This is a genomic window from Bacillus salacetis, from assembly GCF_003581585.1.
GTDB classification, from domain to species: domain Bacteria; phylum Bacillota; class Bacilli; order Bacillales; family Bacillaceae_B; genus Rossellomorea; species Rossellomorea salacetis.
In genome coordinates this window covers 102,209-117,417 of sequence record NZ_QXIR01000007.1, presented here as the reverse complement: position 1 = coordinate 117,417, position 15,209 = coordinate 102,209, and the positions used below count along the sequence as shown (strand labels likewise).

Annotated in this window: 12 protein-coding genes; 2 read left to right on the top strand and 10 right to left on the bottom strand. The window is 45.3% G+C overall.

Translation table 11 applies throughout. The annotated features are described in order from the left end of the window. Positions 1–46: 46 nt before the first annotated feature. Positions 47–1,111 (bottom strand): bifunctional 3-deoxy-7-phosphoheptulonate synthase/chorismate mutase, encoded by a 1,065-nt coding sequence (locus D3H55_RS07485; protein WP_119546276.1) that lies wholly within the window; start codon positions 1,109–1,111, stop codon positions 47–49. A gap of 228 nt (positions 1,112–1,339) precedes the next feature. On the opposite strand from D3H55_RS07485, the gene D3H55_RS07480 reads away from it, so the two are divergent. Further along, on the top strand, positions 1,340–3,490 hold the full coding sequence (locus tag D3H55_RS07480) for a cell division protein FtsA (protein ID WP_119546275.1): 2,151 nt from the start codon (positions 1,340–1,342) through the stop codon (positions 3,488–3,490). Positions 3,491–3,533: 43 nt separating this feature from the next. Here the strand turns inward: D3H55_RS07480 and ytxJ are convergent, their stop codons facing one another. Genes ytxJ through D3H55_RS07465 form a run of 3 tightly spaced genes read right to left on the bottom strand, consistent with a single transcriptional unit; the run spans position 3,534 to position 4,948 of the window. After that, positions 3,534–3,851 (bottom strand): bacillithiol system redox-active protein YtxJ, encoded by a 318-nt coding sequence (gene ytxJ, locus D3H55_RS07475; RefSeq protein ID WP_205685424.1) that lies wholly within the window; start codon positions 3,849–3,851, stop codon positions 3,534–3,536. Between the two features lie 55 nt (positions 3,852–3,906). Beyond that, positions 3,907–4,410: a YtxH domain-containing protein gene (locus D3H55_RS07470; RefSeq protein WP_119546274.1), complete on the bottom strand. Its 504-nt coding sequence runs from the start codon at positions 4,408–4,410 to the stop codon at positions 3,907–3,909. A 25-nt stretch (positions 4,411–4,435) separates the two neighbouring features. Next, positions 4,436–4,948, bottom strand: a complete 513-nt coding sequence (locus tag D3H55_RS07465; protein WP_119546273.1) for a DUF948 domain-containing protein — start codon at positions 4,946–4,948, stop codon at positions 4,436–4,438. 361 nt (positions 4,949–5,309) lie between these two features. Here D3H55_RS07465 and D3H55_RS07460 point away from each other — a divergent pair, with 361 nt between their 5' ends. Continuing rightward, entirely contained in the window at positions 5,310–6,425 is a 1,116-nt protein-coding gene (locus D3H55_RS07460) for an aminopeptidase (RefSeq protein ID WP_119546272.1), read from the top strand. A gap of 584 nt (positions 6,426–7,009) precedes the next feature. Here the strand turns inward: D3H55_RS07460 and D3H55_RS07455 are convergent. From D3H55_RS07455 to D3H55_RS07430, 6 genes are all read right to left on the bottom strand, one after another. Beyond that, positions 7,010–8,020, bottom strand: a complete 1,011-nt coding sequence (locus D3H55_RS07455; protein ID WP_119546271.1) for a DUF4871 domain-containing protein — start codon at positions 8,018–8,020, stop codon at positions 7,010–7,012. Then, positions 8,013–8,564 (bottom strand): sigma-70 family RNA polymerase sigma factor, encoded by a 552-nt coding sequence (locus tag D3H55_RS07450; protein WP_240628508.1) that lies wholly within the window; start codon positions 8,562–8,564, stop codon positions 8,013–8,015. The genes D3H55_RS07455 and D3H55_RS07450 overlap by 8 nt, the downstream gene beginning before the upstream one ends. 185 nt (positions 8,565–8,749) lie before the next feature. Next, positions 8,750–10,060, bottom strand: coding sequence for a UDP-N-acetylmuramate--L-alanine ligase (murC, locus tag D3H55_RS07445; protein WP_119546270.1), 1,311 nt, complete (start codon positions 10,058–10,060; stop codon positions 8,750–8,752). 196 nt (positions 10,061–10,256) lie between these two features. Beyond that, a complete protein-coding gene (locus tag D3H55_RS07440; RefSeq protein ID WP_119546269.1) occupies positions 10,257–10,922 on the bottom strand; it encodes a hypothetical protein in 666 nt (221 codons plus the stop codon). A 12-nt stretch (positions 10,923–10,934) separates the two neighbouring features. Beyond that, positions 10,935–12,038: a nicotinate phosphoribosyltransferase gene (locus D3H55_RS07435; protein WP_119546268.1), complete on the bottom strand. Its 1,104-nt coding sequence runs from the start codon at positions 12,036–12,038 to the stop codon at positions 10,935–10,937. Positions 12,039–12,204: 166 nt separating this feature from the next. Continuing rightward, positions 12,205–15,054 carry a DNA translocase FtsK gene (locus D3H55_RS07430; protein WP_119546303.1) on the bottom strand — a complete coding sequence of 950 codons (2,850 nt, stop codon included), beginning with the start codon at positions 15,052–15,054 and terminating at the stop codon, positions 12,205–12,207. Between the last annotated feature and the right edge of the window lie 155 nt (positions 15,055–15,209).

Below are 15,209 nucleotides of genomic sequence, written 5' to 3'. Positions count from 1 at the left end.
CCGGAACAATAAAAAAAGGGCCATCAATGAGATGACCAATTGTATCTTATTTACCGCGGGTTAATTCGGAAAAGAAATGATCAAACTGTTCCAGATTCATTTGCTGGGCAGCATCGGAGAGGGCAACAGCAGGATCAGGATGTACCTCTGCCATCACGCCGTCAGCTCCTATTGCAAGCGCTGCTTTTGCTGCAGGCAGCAATAAATCGCGCCGGCCAGTGGAATGTGTAACATCCACAAACACAGGAAGATGGGTTTCCTGCTTCAAGATTGGGACAGCGGAAATATCAAGGGTGTTTCTTGTGGCCCGTTCATAGGTGCGGATGCCTCTCTCGCACAGAATGATATCTCCATTCCCTTGGGAAATGATATACTCAGCTGCATTCATGAACTCCTCAAGTGTGGCTGAAAGCCCCCTTTTCAGGAGAACAGGCTTACGTGCAGCCCCCGCAGCCTTCAATAATTCAAAGTTTTGCATATTGCGTGCACCGATCTGGATGATATCAACATACTCAATTGCAGCTTCGATATCTGCAGGATTCACAATTTCGCTCACTACAGCAAGATTGTTTTCATCAGCTGCTTTTCTTAGTATTTTTAACCCTTCCATACCCAGCCCCTGAAAATCATATGGGGAAGTACGAGGTTTAAAGGCACCTCCGCGGATGAGGTTAAGTCCTTTTTCTCTGATGGCGCGAGCTACTTCGAAAACCTGATCATAGGATTCCACTGCACATGGACCGAAGATGAAGTGAGGTGTTCCGTCACCAATCTCTTCTCCATTCACGTTCACAATCGTGTCGGTTGGTTTCTTTTTCCTTGAAACCAAGAGCTCCTTGCGGTGGCTGTCCTGCAGAAGATCAAGGCCGGCTTTGAAAACCTCTTTAAATATATGTTCAATCGTTGTGTTGTCAAAAGGTCCGTCATTATGGTCAATAATGGTATTCAGCATGTCTCTTTCCCTCACAGGGTCAAAGCGGCTTGTCCCCTGCTTTTCTTTCACCCTGCCGATTTCCTGTACAAGGCGGGCACGTTCATTGATGTTATCCAACAGCTTCAGATTTATCTCATCGACCCGGCTTCTCAGCTGATCGAGCTCATTATTACTCACAACCAAACATCCTCTCTGCATTGACATCCTTTTATATTATATTTCCAACACTACATGACTTTTTTCTGCAAAAGTATGATACATTTTTTATAATAGGATTTATTATAATGGAATGTAAAGCAAAAGTCACGGAAAACACTTTATCCTTTCAACGCATTAAAGTCTTAAGTGGCTTCCGGCAAACTTCATATAATTATTGATTGAAATAGATTAAAGTGGGTGTATAAAGTGACGAATGATAAAAAGATATTTGCCTTGGATATCGGTACGCGGTCTGTAGTCGGCATTATATTAATAGAAAATGAAGAGAAGAAATATGAAGTCATCGATATTCTGTCCCAGGAACATAAAGAGCGGGCGATGCTGGATGGGCAGATCCATGATGTCCCTGCTGTTGCTGCAGTCATTTCGTCCATTAAAGCCGAGATGGAAAAGAAGCACGGCCCGCTCAAAAAAGTCTGTGTAGCAGCTGCCGGCAGGGCTTTGAAAACAGAATTCGCAAGTGCTTCCATTGATATTGGCGGAAAGCCCCTCCTCACCAAGGAAGACGTCCTTCACCTGGAACTCAGTGCAGTCCAGAAGGCGCAGGCGCTCGCTGCCCAGGAGACAGACCAGACCTATCACTATTATTGTGTTGGCTACTCTGTACTTTATTACAAGCTCGACGGCGAGGAAATTGGCAGCCTCGTGGATCAGCAAGGCGATGAGGCAGCAGTCGAAATCATTTCCACCTTCCTTCCCAAGGTTGTCGTTGAATCTCTTTTGGCAGCCTTGAACAGGGCTGGATTGGAAATGGAGGCATTGACGCTTGAACCAATCGCTGCCATAAATGTCCTGATTCCCGCTTCGATGAGAAGGTTGAATGTAGCTTTGGTGGATATAGGTGCAGGCACCTCCGATATCGCTTTGACTGACATGGGGACCATCATCGCATTCGGAATGGTGCCCACTGCAGGGGACGAAATAACGGAAGCCATAAGTGATGCACTGCTTCTTGACTTCCCGCTTGCTGAACAAGCCAAAAGGGATTTGATTGATCAGGAATCCATTGTGGTATCAGACATCCTCGGATTTGAAACGGAAATCACCCGTGCCGAGGCAGTTGGAAAAATCTCCTCTGCCATTGATCATCTGGCAGAGGAAATCAAAACAGAGATCCATAGACTCAATAATGGAAAAGCGCCGAAAGCTGTCATGCTTGTAGGTGGAGGAAGCCTGACACCTGAACTCCCTGAAAGATTGGCTGCTTCCCTGCAGCTGCCGGTCAACCGGGTAGCTGTCCGCGGCACCGATGCCATTCACGATCTTAAGATTAAGGAACAGGTATCAAGTGGACCGGAACTCGTGACCCCAATCGGCATCGCCATGGCGGCAAAGAAAGCCCCTGTCCAATATGTAACTGCCTATGTAAACGAACAGCCTGTCCGTTTATTTGAGGTAAAAGAACTGACTATAGGGGACTGCCTGCTTGCAGCTGGTCTGAGAATTAACAAGCTGTATGGAAAGCCGGGCATGGCCATGATTGTATCAGTAAACGGCCAGTCCATCACCCTTCCCGGCAAGCATGGAAACGCTCCAACCATTCTAAAGAACGGGGAGAAAAGCGGGATCGACCAGCACATTAGAAATGGAGACAGAATTACTGTAATGAGAGGAAAAAATGGCGAAGAACCGAGGATCAGGATTTCAGATTTAATTGAAACCCATCCTGAAATCACTCTAACCATTGATGGAAAACCACACACCTTTGAAATGAAAATCACTGTTAATGGAAAAGCTTCTCCTATGGATGTCCTGGTCAATGACAGGGACCGAATTGAAATTGAACCGCTCCCTTCTGTTGAAACCGCCTTGAAACGGATCGGACAAGAAGCTCTTCTTAAATCCTTACGTACATTCCATGTTACCATCAACGAAAAGGAAACTTTCATTCCTTCCTTCTCAGGCCGGATCCTGGTAAACGGAAGGGAAGCTAAATTGTCAGCTGTGGTGAAAAGCGGAGATGCGATAGAGCTGAAAAAGACAGAAACCCCAACTCTTAAAATGATTATGGATAAAAAACAGATGAATATCCATAATACAATCACAGTATTTTTTAATGATCAAGAACTTGAACTATCCAAACAGGTAACAGAGGTCTTTCGCGGCGGCGATAAACTAGATGAGGACGCATCGATTCATTCCGGCGACAGGTTAACTGCCATATCCAAAGAATCAGGAGAATTTATCTTCCAGGATCTTTTTCGGCACGTCGAAATCAGTATGCCTTCCAATGCTCAAGGAAAATTCCTGCTGTTGAAAAACGGTGAAGAAACCACGTTTTATGAAAACATACAGACCGGTGATAAGCTGGAAATCCGCTGGTCGCTTTCAGTATGAACGAACAAAGCCTGGAGGGCATGCCCTCCAGGCTTTGTTAATATTATACGTTTTGCAGCTCTTTGCTGGTGATGTTCCAATGGGAAGCATTCCAGACGGGTTTTCCTTCTTTGAACAGGAGTGCTTGAGGAGATTCATGTTTGATCCCGAATGTCTCTGCAATATAATTGGACAAATCCCGGGATTCCTGTACTGCCAAATAGTAGGCTTCCTGCTCGTTCGAGTCGTCAGCAAATTTTTGATATTCTTCAAAGGCACTGCCGCTGATCGGACAGGTCAAGCTGTGTTTCAGGAAGAAGAATCTTTCTTTTTCCTCAAGAACCTGGTTGAACTCTTCAATCGTTCCAATTTTTTTCACCATTATTGCTCCTTTCGGCAGAAAACGGTGAGGCATCGCCTGCCTGCACCGTAGTCATTTATTGCTTGATGGACTGCTCCGTCTCATCGAAAGCTTTCTTTGTATCTTCAAGTCTTTGATTCAATTCCTGAGCATCATTTTGCTCGGTTTCCACAGGAAGCTGCTGATTGCCGCCCGCTTCACTGTCCTGGGAATCAGATTTAGATTTCACCTTATTGACAATGTTATTGGACTGCTCTTGAACCGTTTTAGTGATTCCGGAAGTTTTTTCTTTGGCTGCTGCTGCAAGTTCATTTCCGCGTTCCATGGCAGTATCCTTCCACTGGCTGCTCTTTTCCTTTAAGGTGCCTGCGTGCGTATTCAACTCATCACGAAGTTCCTTGCCAGACTTCGGAGCGAGGAATAAAGCAGTAGCCGCTCCGACGATTCCGCCGATTAAGGATCCGATTAAGAAGTCCTTTGCATTGATGCTTCCCTCATGATTGCCTCCAGTATTTGTTCCGCCATTTGGATGGCCGTGGCTCACTTGGTTCTTGTAAACATCATTTTCTGTTTGTGTCATCGTAACATCCTCCCCTGATAATATTTTAGTTTTGTCTTGCTCTTTGGATCATCTTCTCACGTCTGTCCATCTCTGCAGAAGCCCTAGCTTCTTCAGCTGCATAAGCATTTCTTGTCCCGTGATAAGGCTTTTCCTTAGTCTTCCACTTATCACGCAGCTCCATCGCTGCTTTTCCCCACTGGACGAACTGTGAAATCTTGTCCTGGTTCTTTTCCAGATTCGTTGAAATTGATGTTGTGACTTTCTTGACGGAAGAGTTCAATCCCTGGATGGAACTGCCCACATCTTTCACAGCATACACAACAGTGTTCAACTCTTCTGATTTCTGCTGGATATCCTCCGCAAGCCTGTTCGTCTTATGTAGGAGATCAGCAGATTCTTTTGTCACTCCCTGTAATTGTGTCTCCAGACCATCTAAGGTATGGGAAACACTATCTAAAGTCGTTTGGACCGACTTAAGGGTTTTTGTCAAACTAATAACTAATACCAAGAATGCAATGGCAATCAAAGCCACACTCAAATACAAAATTATCTCCATTATCAGCACCTCCTGTTTATGCAATTCTATACCCGGCACCAAATGTCCTTAAACACTAGTTTCTCCATGCAAGCGTCAATATCCTGCAGGCTGCTGCAGTTTATTATGCCCTTTCTTCTGCATTTCTAGTTGACGGCGATCCGGCGCTGTTGATTCACTATGACATTCTGCCAAATATCATCTTGCTCGTTGTTAATTACAAATATAGCAGCATAAAGAAAATTTTTCCTATCCTGAATATAACTCAAAATCTTTCTGTATTAAAAGAAAATGATTTTTCGGTTACAATAGAAGCAGGCAATTAAAACATCCTATTAGCATCTTGTAGAGCTGGAGGAAAATATGAAGGAGGAATACATATATGAAAGACCCTCGTATAGAGAAGCTGGCACATAATCTTATCAATTATTCCGTACAGCTGCAAAAAGGGGAAAAGGTATTGATTGAAAATTTTGGTTTGCAGCGGGAGCTTGTGACAGCACTGGTAAAAGAGGCGTATGATGCAGGCGGTTATCCATTCGTATCCCTCAAGGACCATGCCGTTGACCGTTCGCTGTTGATGGGAGCACAGAAAGAGCAGTTTGACATGATCGCCGAGTTTGAAGCAAATGTCATGGATAAGATGGATGCTTACATCGGGCTCCGCTCTGGTGACAATATCAATGAACACGCAGATGTTCCAGATGAGAAGATGAAAATCCAAGGCAGCACGGTCGGTAAAAAAGTACACCGTGATATCCGTGTTCCGAAGAAAAAATGGGTGGTATTGAGGTACCCGAATGCATCCATGGCCCAGCTGGCGAAAATGAGTACGGAAGCCTTTGAAGACTTTTACTTTGATGTATGCAACCTGGATTATGCAAAGATGGACAAAGCGATGGACGGTCTAGTTGAATTAATGAATAAAACGGATAAAGTGCGCATCACTGGTGAAGGAACGGATTTGACCTTCTCCATCAAAGATATTCCTGCAGTAAAATGCGCTGGCCGCTTAAATATCCCGGACGGAGAAGTTTATACAGCTCCTGTCAAAGACTCAGTGAATGGGACGATCACTTACAACACACCTTCCCCATACCACGGCTTTACTTTTGAGAACGTGAAGCTCACATTTGAAAACGGTAAAATCGTCTCTGCTGAAGCAAATGATACCGAAAGAATCAATAAGATAATCGATACTGATGAAGGGGCGCGTTTTATCGGCGAGTTCGCGATCGGGGTCAACCCATACATTCTTCATCCGATGCAGGATATCCTGTTTGATGAAAAGATCGACGGAAGCTTCCACTTCACACCTGGAGAATGCTACGAGCAGGCTTACAATGGAAACCACTCCAACATCCATTGGGATATGGTCATGATTCAGAGACCGGAGTATGGCGGAGGGGAAATCTATTTCGATGACGTATTGATCCGTAAAGATGGGCGTTTCACTATTCCTGAACTGGAACAGTTGAATCCTGAGAATTTGAAGTAAAGAACTGAAACCCCCGGCCCATTGAGAAGGCTGGGGGTTTCTAACTTATGGATTATGGTATTTTAGGCAGTGGCTATTCTTTTTGCCATCCCACTCTTAACATGGACAGAAATCCTTGCTATTTTTTACTTCTCTAGGGCGCAATTCGCTTCTTATTGGCCACCTGTCTTCCATTGGCCCATCTAAACTCTAATTGGCAAAGCACCCATTGCTTTTCCTCTTCTCATTGACCCTTTAGACCCTAATTGGACCAGCACCTTATGCTTTTCCTCTTCTCATTGGCCCATTTAGTTCCTTATTAGGCCAGAATCTTCTCTTTTCCTGTTTGCCATTGGCCTATTTAGTTCCTTATTGGACCAGCACCTTATGCATTTCCTCTTCTCATTGGCCCATTTAGTTCCTTATTGGACCGGCACCTTATGCATTTTCTCTTCTCATTAGCCCATTTAGACCCTAATTGGACCGGCACCTTATACATATCCTCTTCTCACTGGCACATTTAGTTCCTAATCTGGCCAGCATCTACAATTTCCCTGTTTCTCATTGGCCCATTTACCCCATTAAGTCCAGAGAGCATGCTTCTATTACTTCTCTATATCAAACACCAGCACATCAAACAGTTCTTCGCCGTCATAGATCAGGATTGCCCACTCTCCTGCTTTCGTGATGGTGACCGCTGTAGGGATATGTGCATCTGCCCCATTTAATGCTCCGCCTAATTTCATGGTCCATGCCCAACCATTGTCCAAAACGGGATGAACTTCTTGAGTTTTTCGATGAAACCCTGCAACTGTAAATTCAGAACTCTCATTCCCCCAAAGATGCCACATCCACTTTTGCGGCGTCAGGCTCGGCATGTCTGCTCCGATGACTCCTGACTTATTCTCATTTCCCAACATGTTGCCTTCGAGCTCAACCGCTTTTCTGGTCCAGTCAATATCCTGAAAATCTTCCTTTTTTACAAAACCCGGGATATCTTCAGGTAAAATGATGCCTTGCTCCTCAGCAACAGACAAAACAACGTCCCCATAATAGTCTCCATCCAGGATGACCTCGTATTTCCACACGCCGGCATACGGGATTTCAAAACTTGTTGCAAAACGCTGTAAACTACTGTAGCCTGGCGACGGTTCGATTATTTTCTCTTGGGGCACCACGTTGATTTGTTCACCTGTTTCTTTATTTACCGCATTTATGGATAACGTTTTTCCTTCATAGGCAGGGAAGGGTTCGGCGAAGCTGAATATATATCCGGCTGATTTGCCTGCTGTCAGATTGGGTTCGGGGAAGACACTGAATATAGTCCCATCCTTCTCCTTATATTCATCGCGTATGATCCACTGTTCCTCTTTTGGAAGGGCTGCACTTCGATCCCCCACCTGGTCCTGCATCAGGACCCCGGAGAATAAAACAAACATGATCGCTGCTGCGGCGGCTGATAGAGAAAAAACAATCAGGATGGCCGGTTTCCGTTGAGGCAGGCTGTTTGAATGTATGGCTGACCTGATCCTTTGTTTGTGGATTTGATTGAAGTGGACCCCTTTATGGGTCGTGGAATCCATTGCTCTCTTCAATTCTTCAAACTTGTCACTCATGGTCCCCCCTCCTTTCTAATAATTTCTTCAATCTGGCTCTTCCTCTTGATAGCCTGGTTTTCACCGTGTTGGGATTCATGACCAGGATTTCGCAGATTTTTTCAATTGGCAGGTCCTCATAATAATGAAGGATGATCACTTCTCTGTATTTCATTGGCAGATCCAGGACACTCAGGGCAAGCAGTTCTTCTTCATTTTGTTTGATGATCACAGTTTCCGGCGCAGGATCATTTGATTTAAATAGGGTTAATATGCTTGATTGCACAACCGTTTTTCGGTAAACAGAACTCTTCAGCAAATCCTTTGATTTGTTGATGGTCAGCCTGAAGATCCAGGCCTTAAAAGAGAGAATTTGGTCGATTTTGTCGTAATTATGATAGCAGGTCACAAAAATATCCTGGACAATATCTTCAGCCAGTTTCCAGTCTTTCACGTAATTGTATGCCATCTTAGTAAGACTTTCACCGTACTTATCCATAATGGCCTCAAGCCAGGCATCCCTGCCGGCAGGAAATTTAGACTCTTCATCAGGTAAACTGGTCAAATGGTCGTCACCTCATTTTCTTCTTTATGCTATGACGAATAAGTCAGAAGAAGGTTTCACTATTTCTAAAAAACACGCTTTAGCGCTGTAAAGCAACCGGGGACAGTCCCCGGCTGCTTTACAGCGCTAAAGTACAACCCCTAAAAAAAGCTGACAGCCATTACTCAGGCTGTCAGCTTTTGAAGTCATTCTACGTGATTGCGGAGTGTCTGTTCATAGGCTTCCTGGAACTTTTGGACGTCTCCGGCCCCCATGAAGATCAATACTCCCTTTTCATGGACCATCAACGGCTCTGTGTTATGTTCATCGATGATTTCCGCATTATCTATTTTGTTTTTAAGATCATCTATAGAAAGTTTTCCGTGATTCTCACGGGCAGATCCAAAGATCTCACATAAGTAGACTTTGTCAGCCTCTGATAAGCTGTCTGCAAAATCAGTCAAGAACGTCTGCGTCCTTGTGAAGGTATGCGGCTGGAAGACAGCGATGATTTCCCGATCCGGGAACTTTTGCCTTGCTGCTTCAATCGTAACCTTAATCTCCGTAGGGTGATGGGCGTAATCATCAATCAGGATCTGTTCCCCAATTTGTTTCTGGGTGAACCTTCTTTTCACCCCTTGGAAAGAAGCGAGCCTTTCCTTCACGATTTCAGTGTCAATATCTTCATAATGACACAGGGCGATGACAGACAACGCATTCATGATGCTGTGGTCCCCATAGCCAGGAATGGAGAAAGTCGCAAAGAATTCATTTCTTACAAATACATCAAAGGTAGTCCCTTCAGGCGTTTTGTTCACATTTCTCGCCTGGAAATCGTTCTCTTCGGCGAAGCCGTAAAAAAGGACAGGGACTTTCGCCTGGATCTTTTGCAAGTGCTCATCGTCCCCGCACGCGATGATGCCTTTATTGACCTGCATTGCCATCTCCTGGAACGCTTGGAAAACATCATCTACATTCGCGAAATAGTCAGGATGATCGAAATCGATATTCGTCATGATGGCATAGTCAGGGTGATAGGATAGAAAGTGCCTTCTGTATTCGCAAGCTTCGAACACAAAATACTCGGCATCCTTTTCCCCTTTCCCCGTTCCATCCCCGATCAGGTAGGAGGTAGGCTTTGCCCCCCTGATGACATGGGCGAGAAGGCCTGTTGTGGAAGTCTTTCCGTGTGCGCCTGTAACAGCGACCGAGGTGAACTTCTCCAGGAATTCGCCAAGGAAGCTGTGGTATCTCGTAACAGGGAGTCCCTGCTCGACCGCTTCCTCAATTTCTTCATGCGTATCAGGAAATGCGTTCCCTGCAATAACATTCATGTCCCCGCCGATATTTTCCTTCTGGAAAGGCAGGATCTTTATATTAGAATCTTCAAGAGCTTTCTGTGTAAAAAAGTACTTCTCAACATCTGAGCCTTGTACTTCATACTCCATATCGTGAAGCACCTGGGCAAGCGCACTCATTCCAGATCCCTTTATTCCAACGAAATGGTATATTGTCATATTAGAACCTCCAACAATCATCTATCTGTAAGCAGTATATGACATTAATCCAGTTTTGCCAGTCTGCATGAAACAATGCCGGCCTGCCAAAAAGGAAGTACATAATGAACAACAAACAGCTTCAGTATTGACCGTATTATAATGAAAAGATTATATCATCTTTTTTTGCCAGTGGCTATGAACGACAAGTACGACTTTATAGCGACAAGGCAATGAACCGGGCAGCATTTTCCTTCAAATAGCTTCTCCAGGTGATGCTAAGGTCCTTGCTCATGCTTTCATATTGGTTCATTAACCCGGCAAATATTCCTCCATCCTTTACCCTGAAAGGCGGCCCGATTAACATACCTTTTGTAACTAATGGTATTTTCCTCATGAAAACCAAATCACCGGTCTTTAAAAGGGGATCCTGGCGGGATGGACACATGACCATTTCTTTGTGCTTATGTATCCTATTCTGCACAATTAATGAATTTTCATCGCAATCAATTTCCAGTACTTCCACCGGTTCCCAAGCGGCTGTCAAAAACAAGGCACCGAGCATTCTGTCCGGTTCCGCCATCTCTCCAGCATTTTTATTGAGGAATTGATGGAATACCGTCTTGTTCGCGGCCGTTTTATAATCAAATAACAGCCACTGCCTGAACAGGGTATCCAAATCGGCCCCTTCAGGAACACCCTCTAACGAAATGGAGTATTTTTTTGAGAAGATGAACTTGGCCCTCACCTTTTCCCTTATGTTGGTTTCCCTTTCAAGAAAAAGCAGGCTTTGCTTATACAGGGCTTCTGCATGCCCCTCAGCCTGCTGCTGTTTCTTTCGCTTATAAGATGCCAGGTTGATCAGCGGTTCTTGTTTCTTCACCTTTACTCACACCTATTGCCATTCGACTTTTTCCAAACGCTCGTTCCATCTGAATTTTCTTCCGGCTTTGGCCTGCGGCTCTCCATCCAGCGTAACATTATCTCCCGTGAATCCTATGTTCACTTTCAAAAGGCTGCCGCCGACACCATACATATCAACCGGTACTTCGTTTTCTTCAAACGACTGAATACGCTCTTCCGTAAACCCGCCTGACACAACGATTTTCACATGCTGAAATCCTTCTTTATCCAATTCATGGCGGAGGGCACTTATCAGTTCGGCATTGACGCCCCTTGGGTCAAAGGTTCCAAGCACATGCTGATTCCTGACAAAATACTTGTCGATCATGGTACGGGATGTGTCGACCCGGACCCCTTTCAGTTCAGAACCAAATTCCCTTGCCACTTTCAAAGCATCAGAGATGACATCATTGTTATAGTCAACAAGTGCAATCAATTCATCTTCAGGAAAAGTTTCTTTGTACGCATGGGTCGCCGCAACAATATCACCATTGAAAAGCTGGATCAGTGCGTGAGGCATCGTCCCCATCCCCTGCTTGCCCCACCATTCATTCATTGCATGCGTTGCCTGGGCTGTGGATCCGCCGATGAACGCTGCATATCCATCCCCAGCCTGCTGTGTATAATGGTCATCACGGTCTCCCATGAAAATGACCGGCTTTTGCTTTCCGGAAAGAGACGCTGCTTTCATCAGTTTATAAACATTCGTTGCCACCGACGTCCTTCTGGCAAGGATACCGTCTATGATTCCTTCAAGATAACCGAAATCCTGGTACCTTCCCTTTACAGTGAGAACCGTCTCAAAAGGCGCAATTTTGTCTCCATCTTTCAGAGAGTGGATTTCCAGTTCCTCCGGATTTTCAGCAAATGTATGCAGGAGAGCAATGACTTCATCCGAACCGCAGAGAACTGCATGGTCCTTTTGAAAGAACTGCATGGTGATCACGGAATCAGGCTTATATTTTTTTGCGATTTCTCTCGTCTTCAAAAAATAAACAGCAGAGAACCAGCCTTCCTTGACCCTCTCATCGAACTTGAATGTTTCATTCGTTAACCTATTTAACTTCCCCTGAAGTTTCAACTGAATTTCTTTCATCTAAAAGCTCCTTACCATCAACTGTACACGTCTATTTAGTTGTTATTTTGAAAAAATATGACGAAACAAAAAAGTGAAGAACGATAACGAACATCCTTCACTTTCCTGCTATTAAGTTACATGTATCGTTTTAGTGATTTAGTCCGTCTTTTAAGAATACCACTTATTAGATGATAGTACTAGTGTCTTGCAGCTCTTCAAGCTCCCTTGAAGAAATTAACACATCCCTTGGTTTGCTTCCCTTGGATTCGGAAACAATCCCATGGCTTTCCATCATATCGATGAGCCTTGCCGCACGGTTATAACCTACACGGAAATGCCTTTGAATCAGGGATGTGGATGCCCCTCCTTGACTGAGGACAAACTCACAGGCTTCGAAGAAAAGTTCATCTTCCTGTTCATCCACCTGTGCTTTCTTCAGAAGCTCATCCTGCTGGAACAAGTAATTCGGTTCACCTTGTTCTCTGACGTGATTTACAATTTCATCGATCTCGTCATCGGATACAAAAGTGCCTTGGAGCCTTACCGGCTTGGATGACCCGTTTTCAAGGAAAAGCATATCCCCTCTTCCAAGGAGTCTTTCAGCTCCGCTTGAATCGATGATCGTCCGGGAATCCACCCCTGAGGACACAGAGAATGCAACCCTTGTTGGTACATTCGCCTTGATCAAACCGGTGATGACATCCACTGACGGACGCTGAGTCGCGATGATCAAGTGGATTCCGCAGGCCCTTGCCTTTTGTGCGATGCGGCAGATAGCTTCCTCCACATCAGCCGGCGACATCATCATCAGGTCGGCGAGCTCATCAATGACAATCACCAGGTATGGGAGCTTCTGGCTCTTCTCCCCGTTCCTTTCAGCTTTGAGATTATATCTGCTGATATCCCGCACCCCAGTATGTGCGAACAGTTCATATCTTCTTTCCATTTCCTCTACAGCCCATTTCAGTGCCGCCGTGGCTGCTTTTACGTCCGTGATGACAGGGCTCACCAGGTGAGGCATCCTGTTATAGGGAGCCAGCTCGACCATCTTCGGGTCGATCAGCAGAAGCTTCACGTCCTGAGGAGATGCTTTGTATAGAAGACTCACCAGGATGGAATTGATACAGACGCTCTTTCCTGATCCCGTTGCACCGGCTATGAGTCCGTGAGGCATTTTGTTCAAGTCCGTCACAATCGGTTCACCGGAAATGTCCAGGCCCAGGGCAGCAGTTAATGGAGAAGAGCTGTCCTGGAACGGAGCGCTTGAAATAATCTCACTCAGTGCCACCGGGCGGCTCTCTTTATTCGGAACCTCAATGCCAATCGTGTGTTTCCCCGGGATCGGCGCCTCGATCCTGATATCCCTGGCAGCCAGGCTGAGCTTGATATCGTCAGCCAGGTTCGTTATCTTGTTTACTTTGACACCAGGCTCAGGCTGTACTTCAAACCTGGTTACTGCCGGGCCTTCTGTCACATTCACCACCCTGGCTCTGACATTAAAGTTCACCAATGTATCATTCAACAGTTCCCTTTGGGCCTCAAGCCACTCGACACTTGACTCTTTGGATACAGGAGGTGCGAGGAAATTCAATTGCGGGAAGGCATAGCCTTCCTCTTCAAATGGTTGAGCAGCCAGTTCCTCATATTTTTTTACTGATGTATCATCAGTCAATTTCTGTTCTTCCACTTTCTGCAGAGGAGAAGCAGACACTTCATGGTGCTGAGAAACCATCTTCCTTTTGTCCTGCTTCAGCATTAAGACATTGAATGGAAGATGAGAACGGGATGACGCCTTCTCCTGCTCTTCTTCCTCTTCTTCCACGGGTACCCCTTCAATTATCTCGGTCTTTGCAGCTGGTTCCGCAAACTGATCCTGTGTTTGGGTAACAATTTCCGCTTCAGCGTTTTCCCGGACGGACTGCTGTTCGAATCTTTCTTCCGGCTGTACAGCAGGAATCCCTTTTTCAGACCCGGTTTTGGCTCCAGCAGCTGCCTCTGATTCGCGCTTTCCCTCTTCTGTTTGCTCCGGTACCCTTTCAATCTTCATTTCAGCGGACTGCTTCTTCCTATCGATCATGCGTTTATCCTGTTTCAGCATCAGGACATTGAATGGAAGATGCGATCGTTTGGAAGCAGGCCCGGGTGCCGCCGCAGGCTCTTCCGCTGTTGAGCCTTCTTCAGTCAACTCAACAGCAGCTGCCTCTTCTGCTGGTTCTTCCTCGATAATTTCGTCTGCAGGAAAGTCAGATTCTTCTGTGTGGCTGTATTCACTTGTTGCCTCTTCATCCCCATGATCAAAGAATCCAGGTTCAGAAGGGGACTCATCATCTACTTCTGGATATAAGACGGACGGCTCCTCTGAAATTTCCTCTTCTTGAAGGACCTCTTCTGCGCTGTTTTCATTAGAAGAAGCAATATACAGGCTTTCTGCAGTTTCATCCTCACTGATAAAGGCTGACCGTTCTTCTGCATCCGGCCCAGGTTCTGGAACTTCCTCTATCTCTGCTGGTTCACCAGCAGACTCAGGCGCTTCTTCTATATTCTCACTCTGTAAATTTGTCTTCTTGAATACAGCAGGATCTTCCAATCCCTGCCACCGTCTCGGTTCGCTGCTCTTTAATTCAAATGGGATTGGGTCCTCTTCCTTTTTAACCGGCTTGCTGAAGCCATAAATCGGGGAAGGAATTTCTGTTGGGCGGAACGGCCGCCTTGCCGCCTCATCCTTTTTAATTTTTTTATCCTGTTTCGGCTTTTCTTTTGGTACGTTTACTTCCTTTTCAACAGGGGCTTCCTGCTGCATGGATGTACTGCGCCTCTGCCTTCTCTGTTCTGATCGCTTCGCTCTTTCCTGGCTGCCCGGTTCCCTTTGATCAGGAATGATGGGAAATCTGAATTCACCTTTAGGATATTGATAGGATACTCTTGCTTCAATTTCTTTTTGGTTATCATTTGGTTTCTGTTTGCCTATATGTCTCTCCTCTTGGGAGGAGTGTTCATCTGAGTGAAGGTCATCATCTTTAAATCTTCCGAACATTTTTTTTAGCCAACTCAATTATTATCACTCTCTCTACTGTAATCACTATTTATTTTAACAGTTAAAAGAAAAAATTCGAGTAAATTTGACAGAATGGGAGATTTTGTCCATGGCCGGCTTCTGCATCCCTCTCCATTCGTAAGTCATGCTGCTCA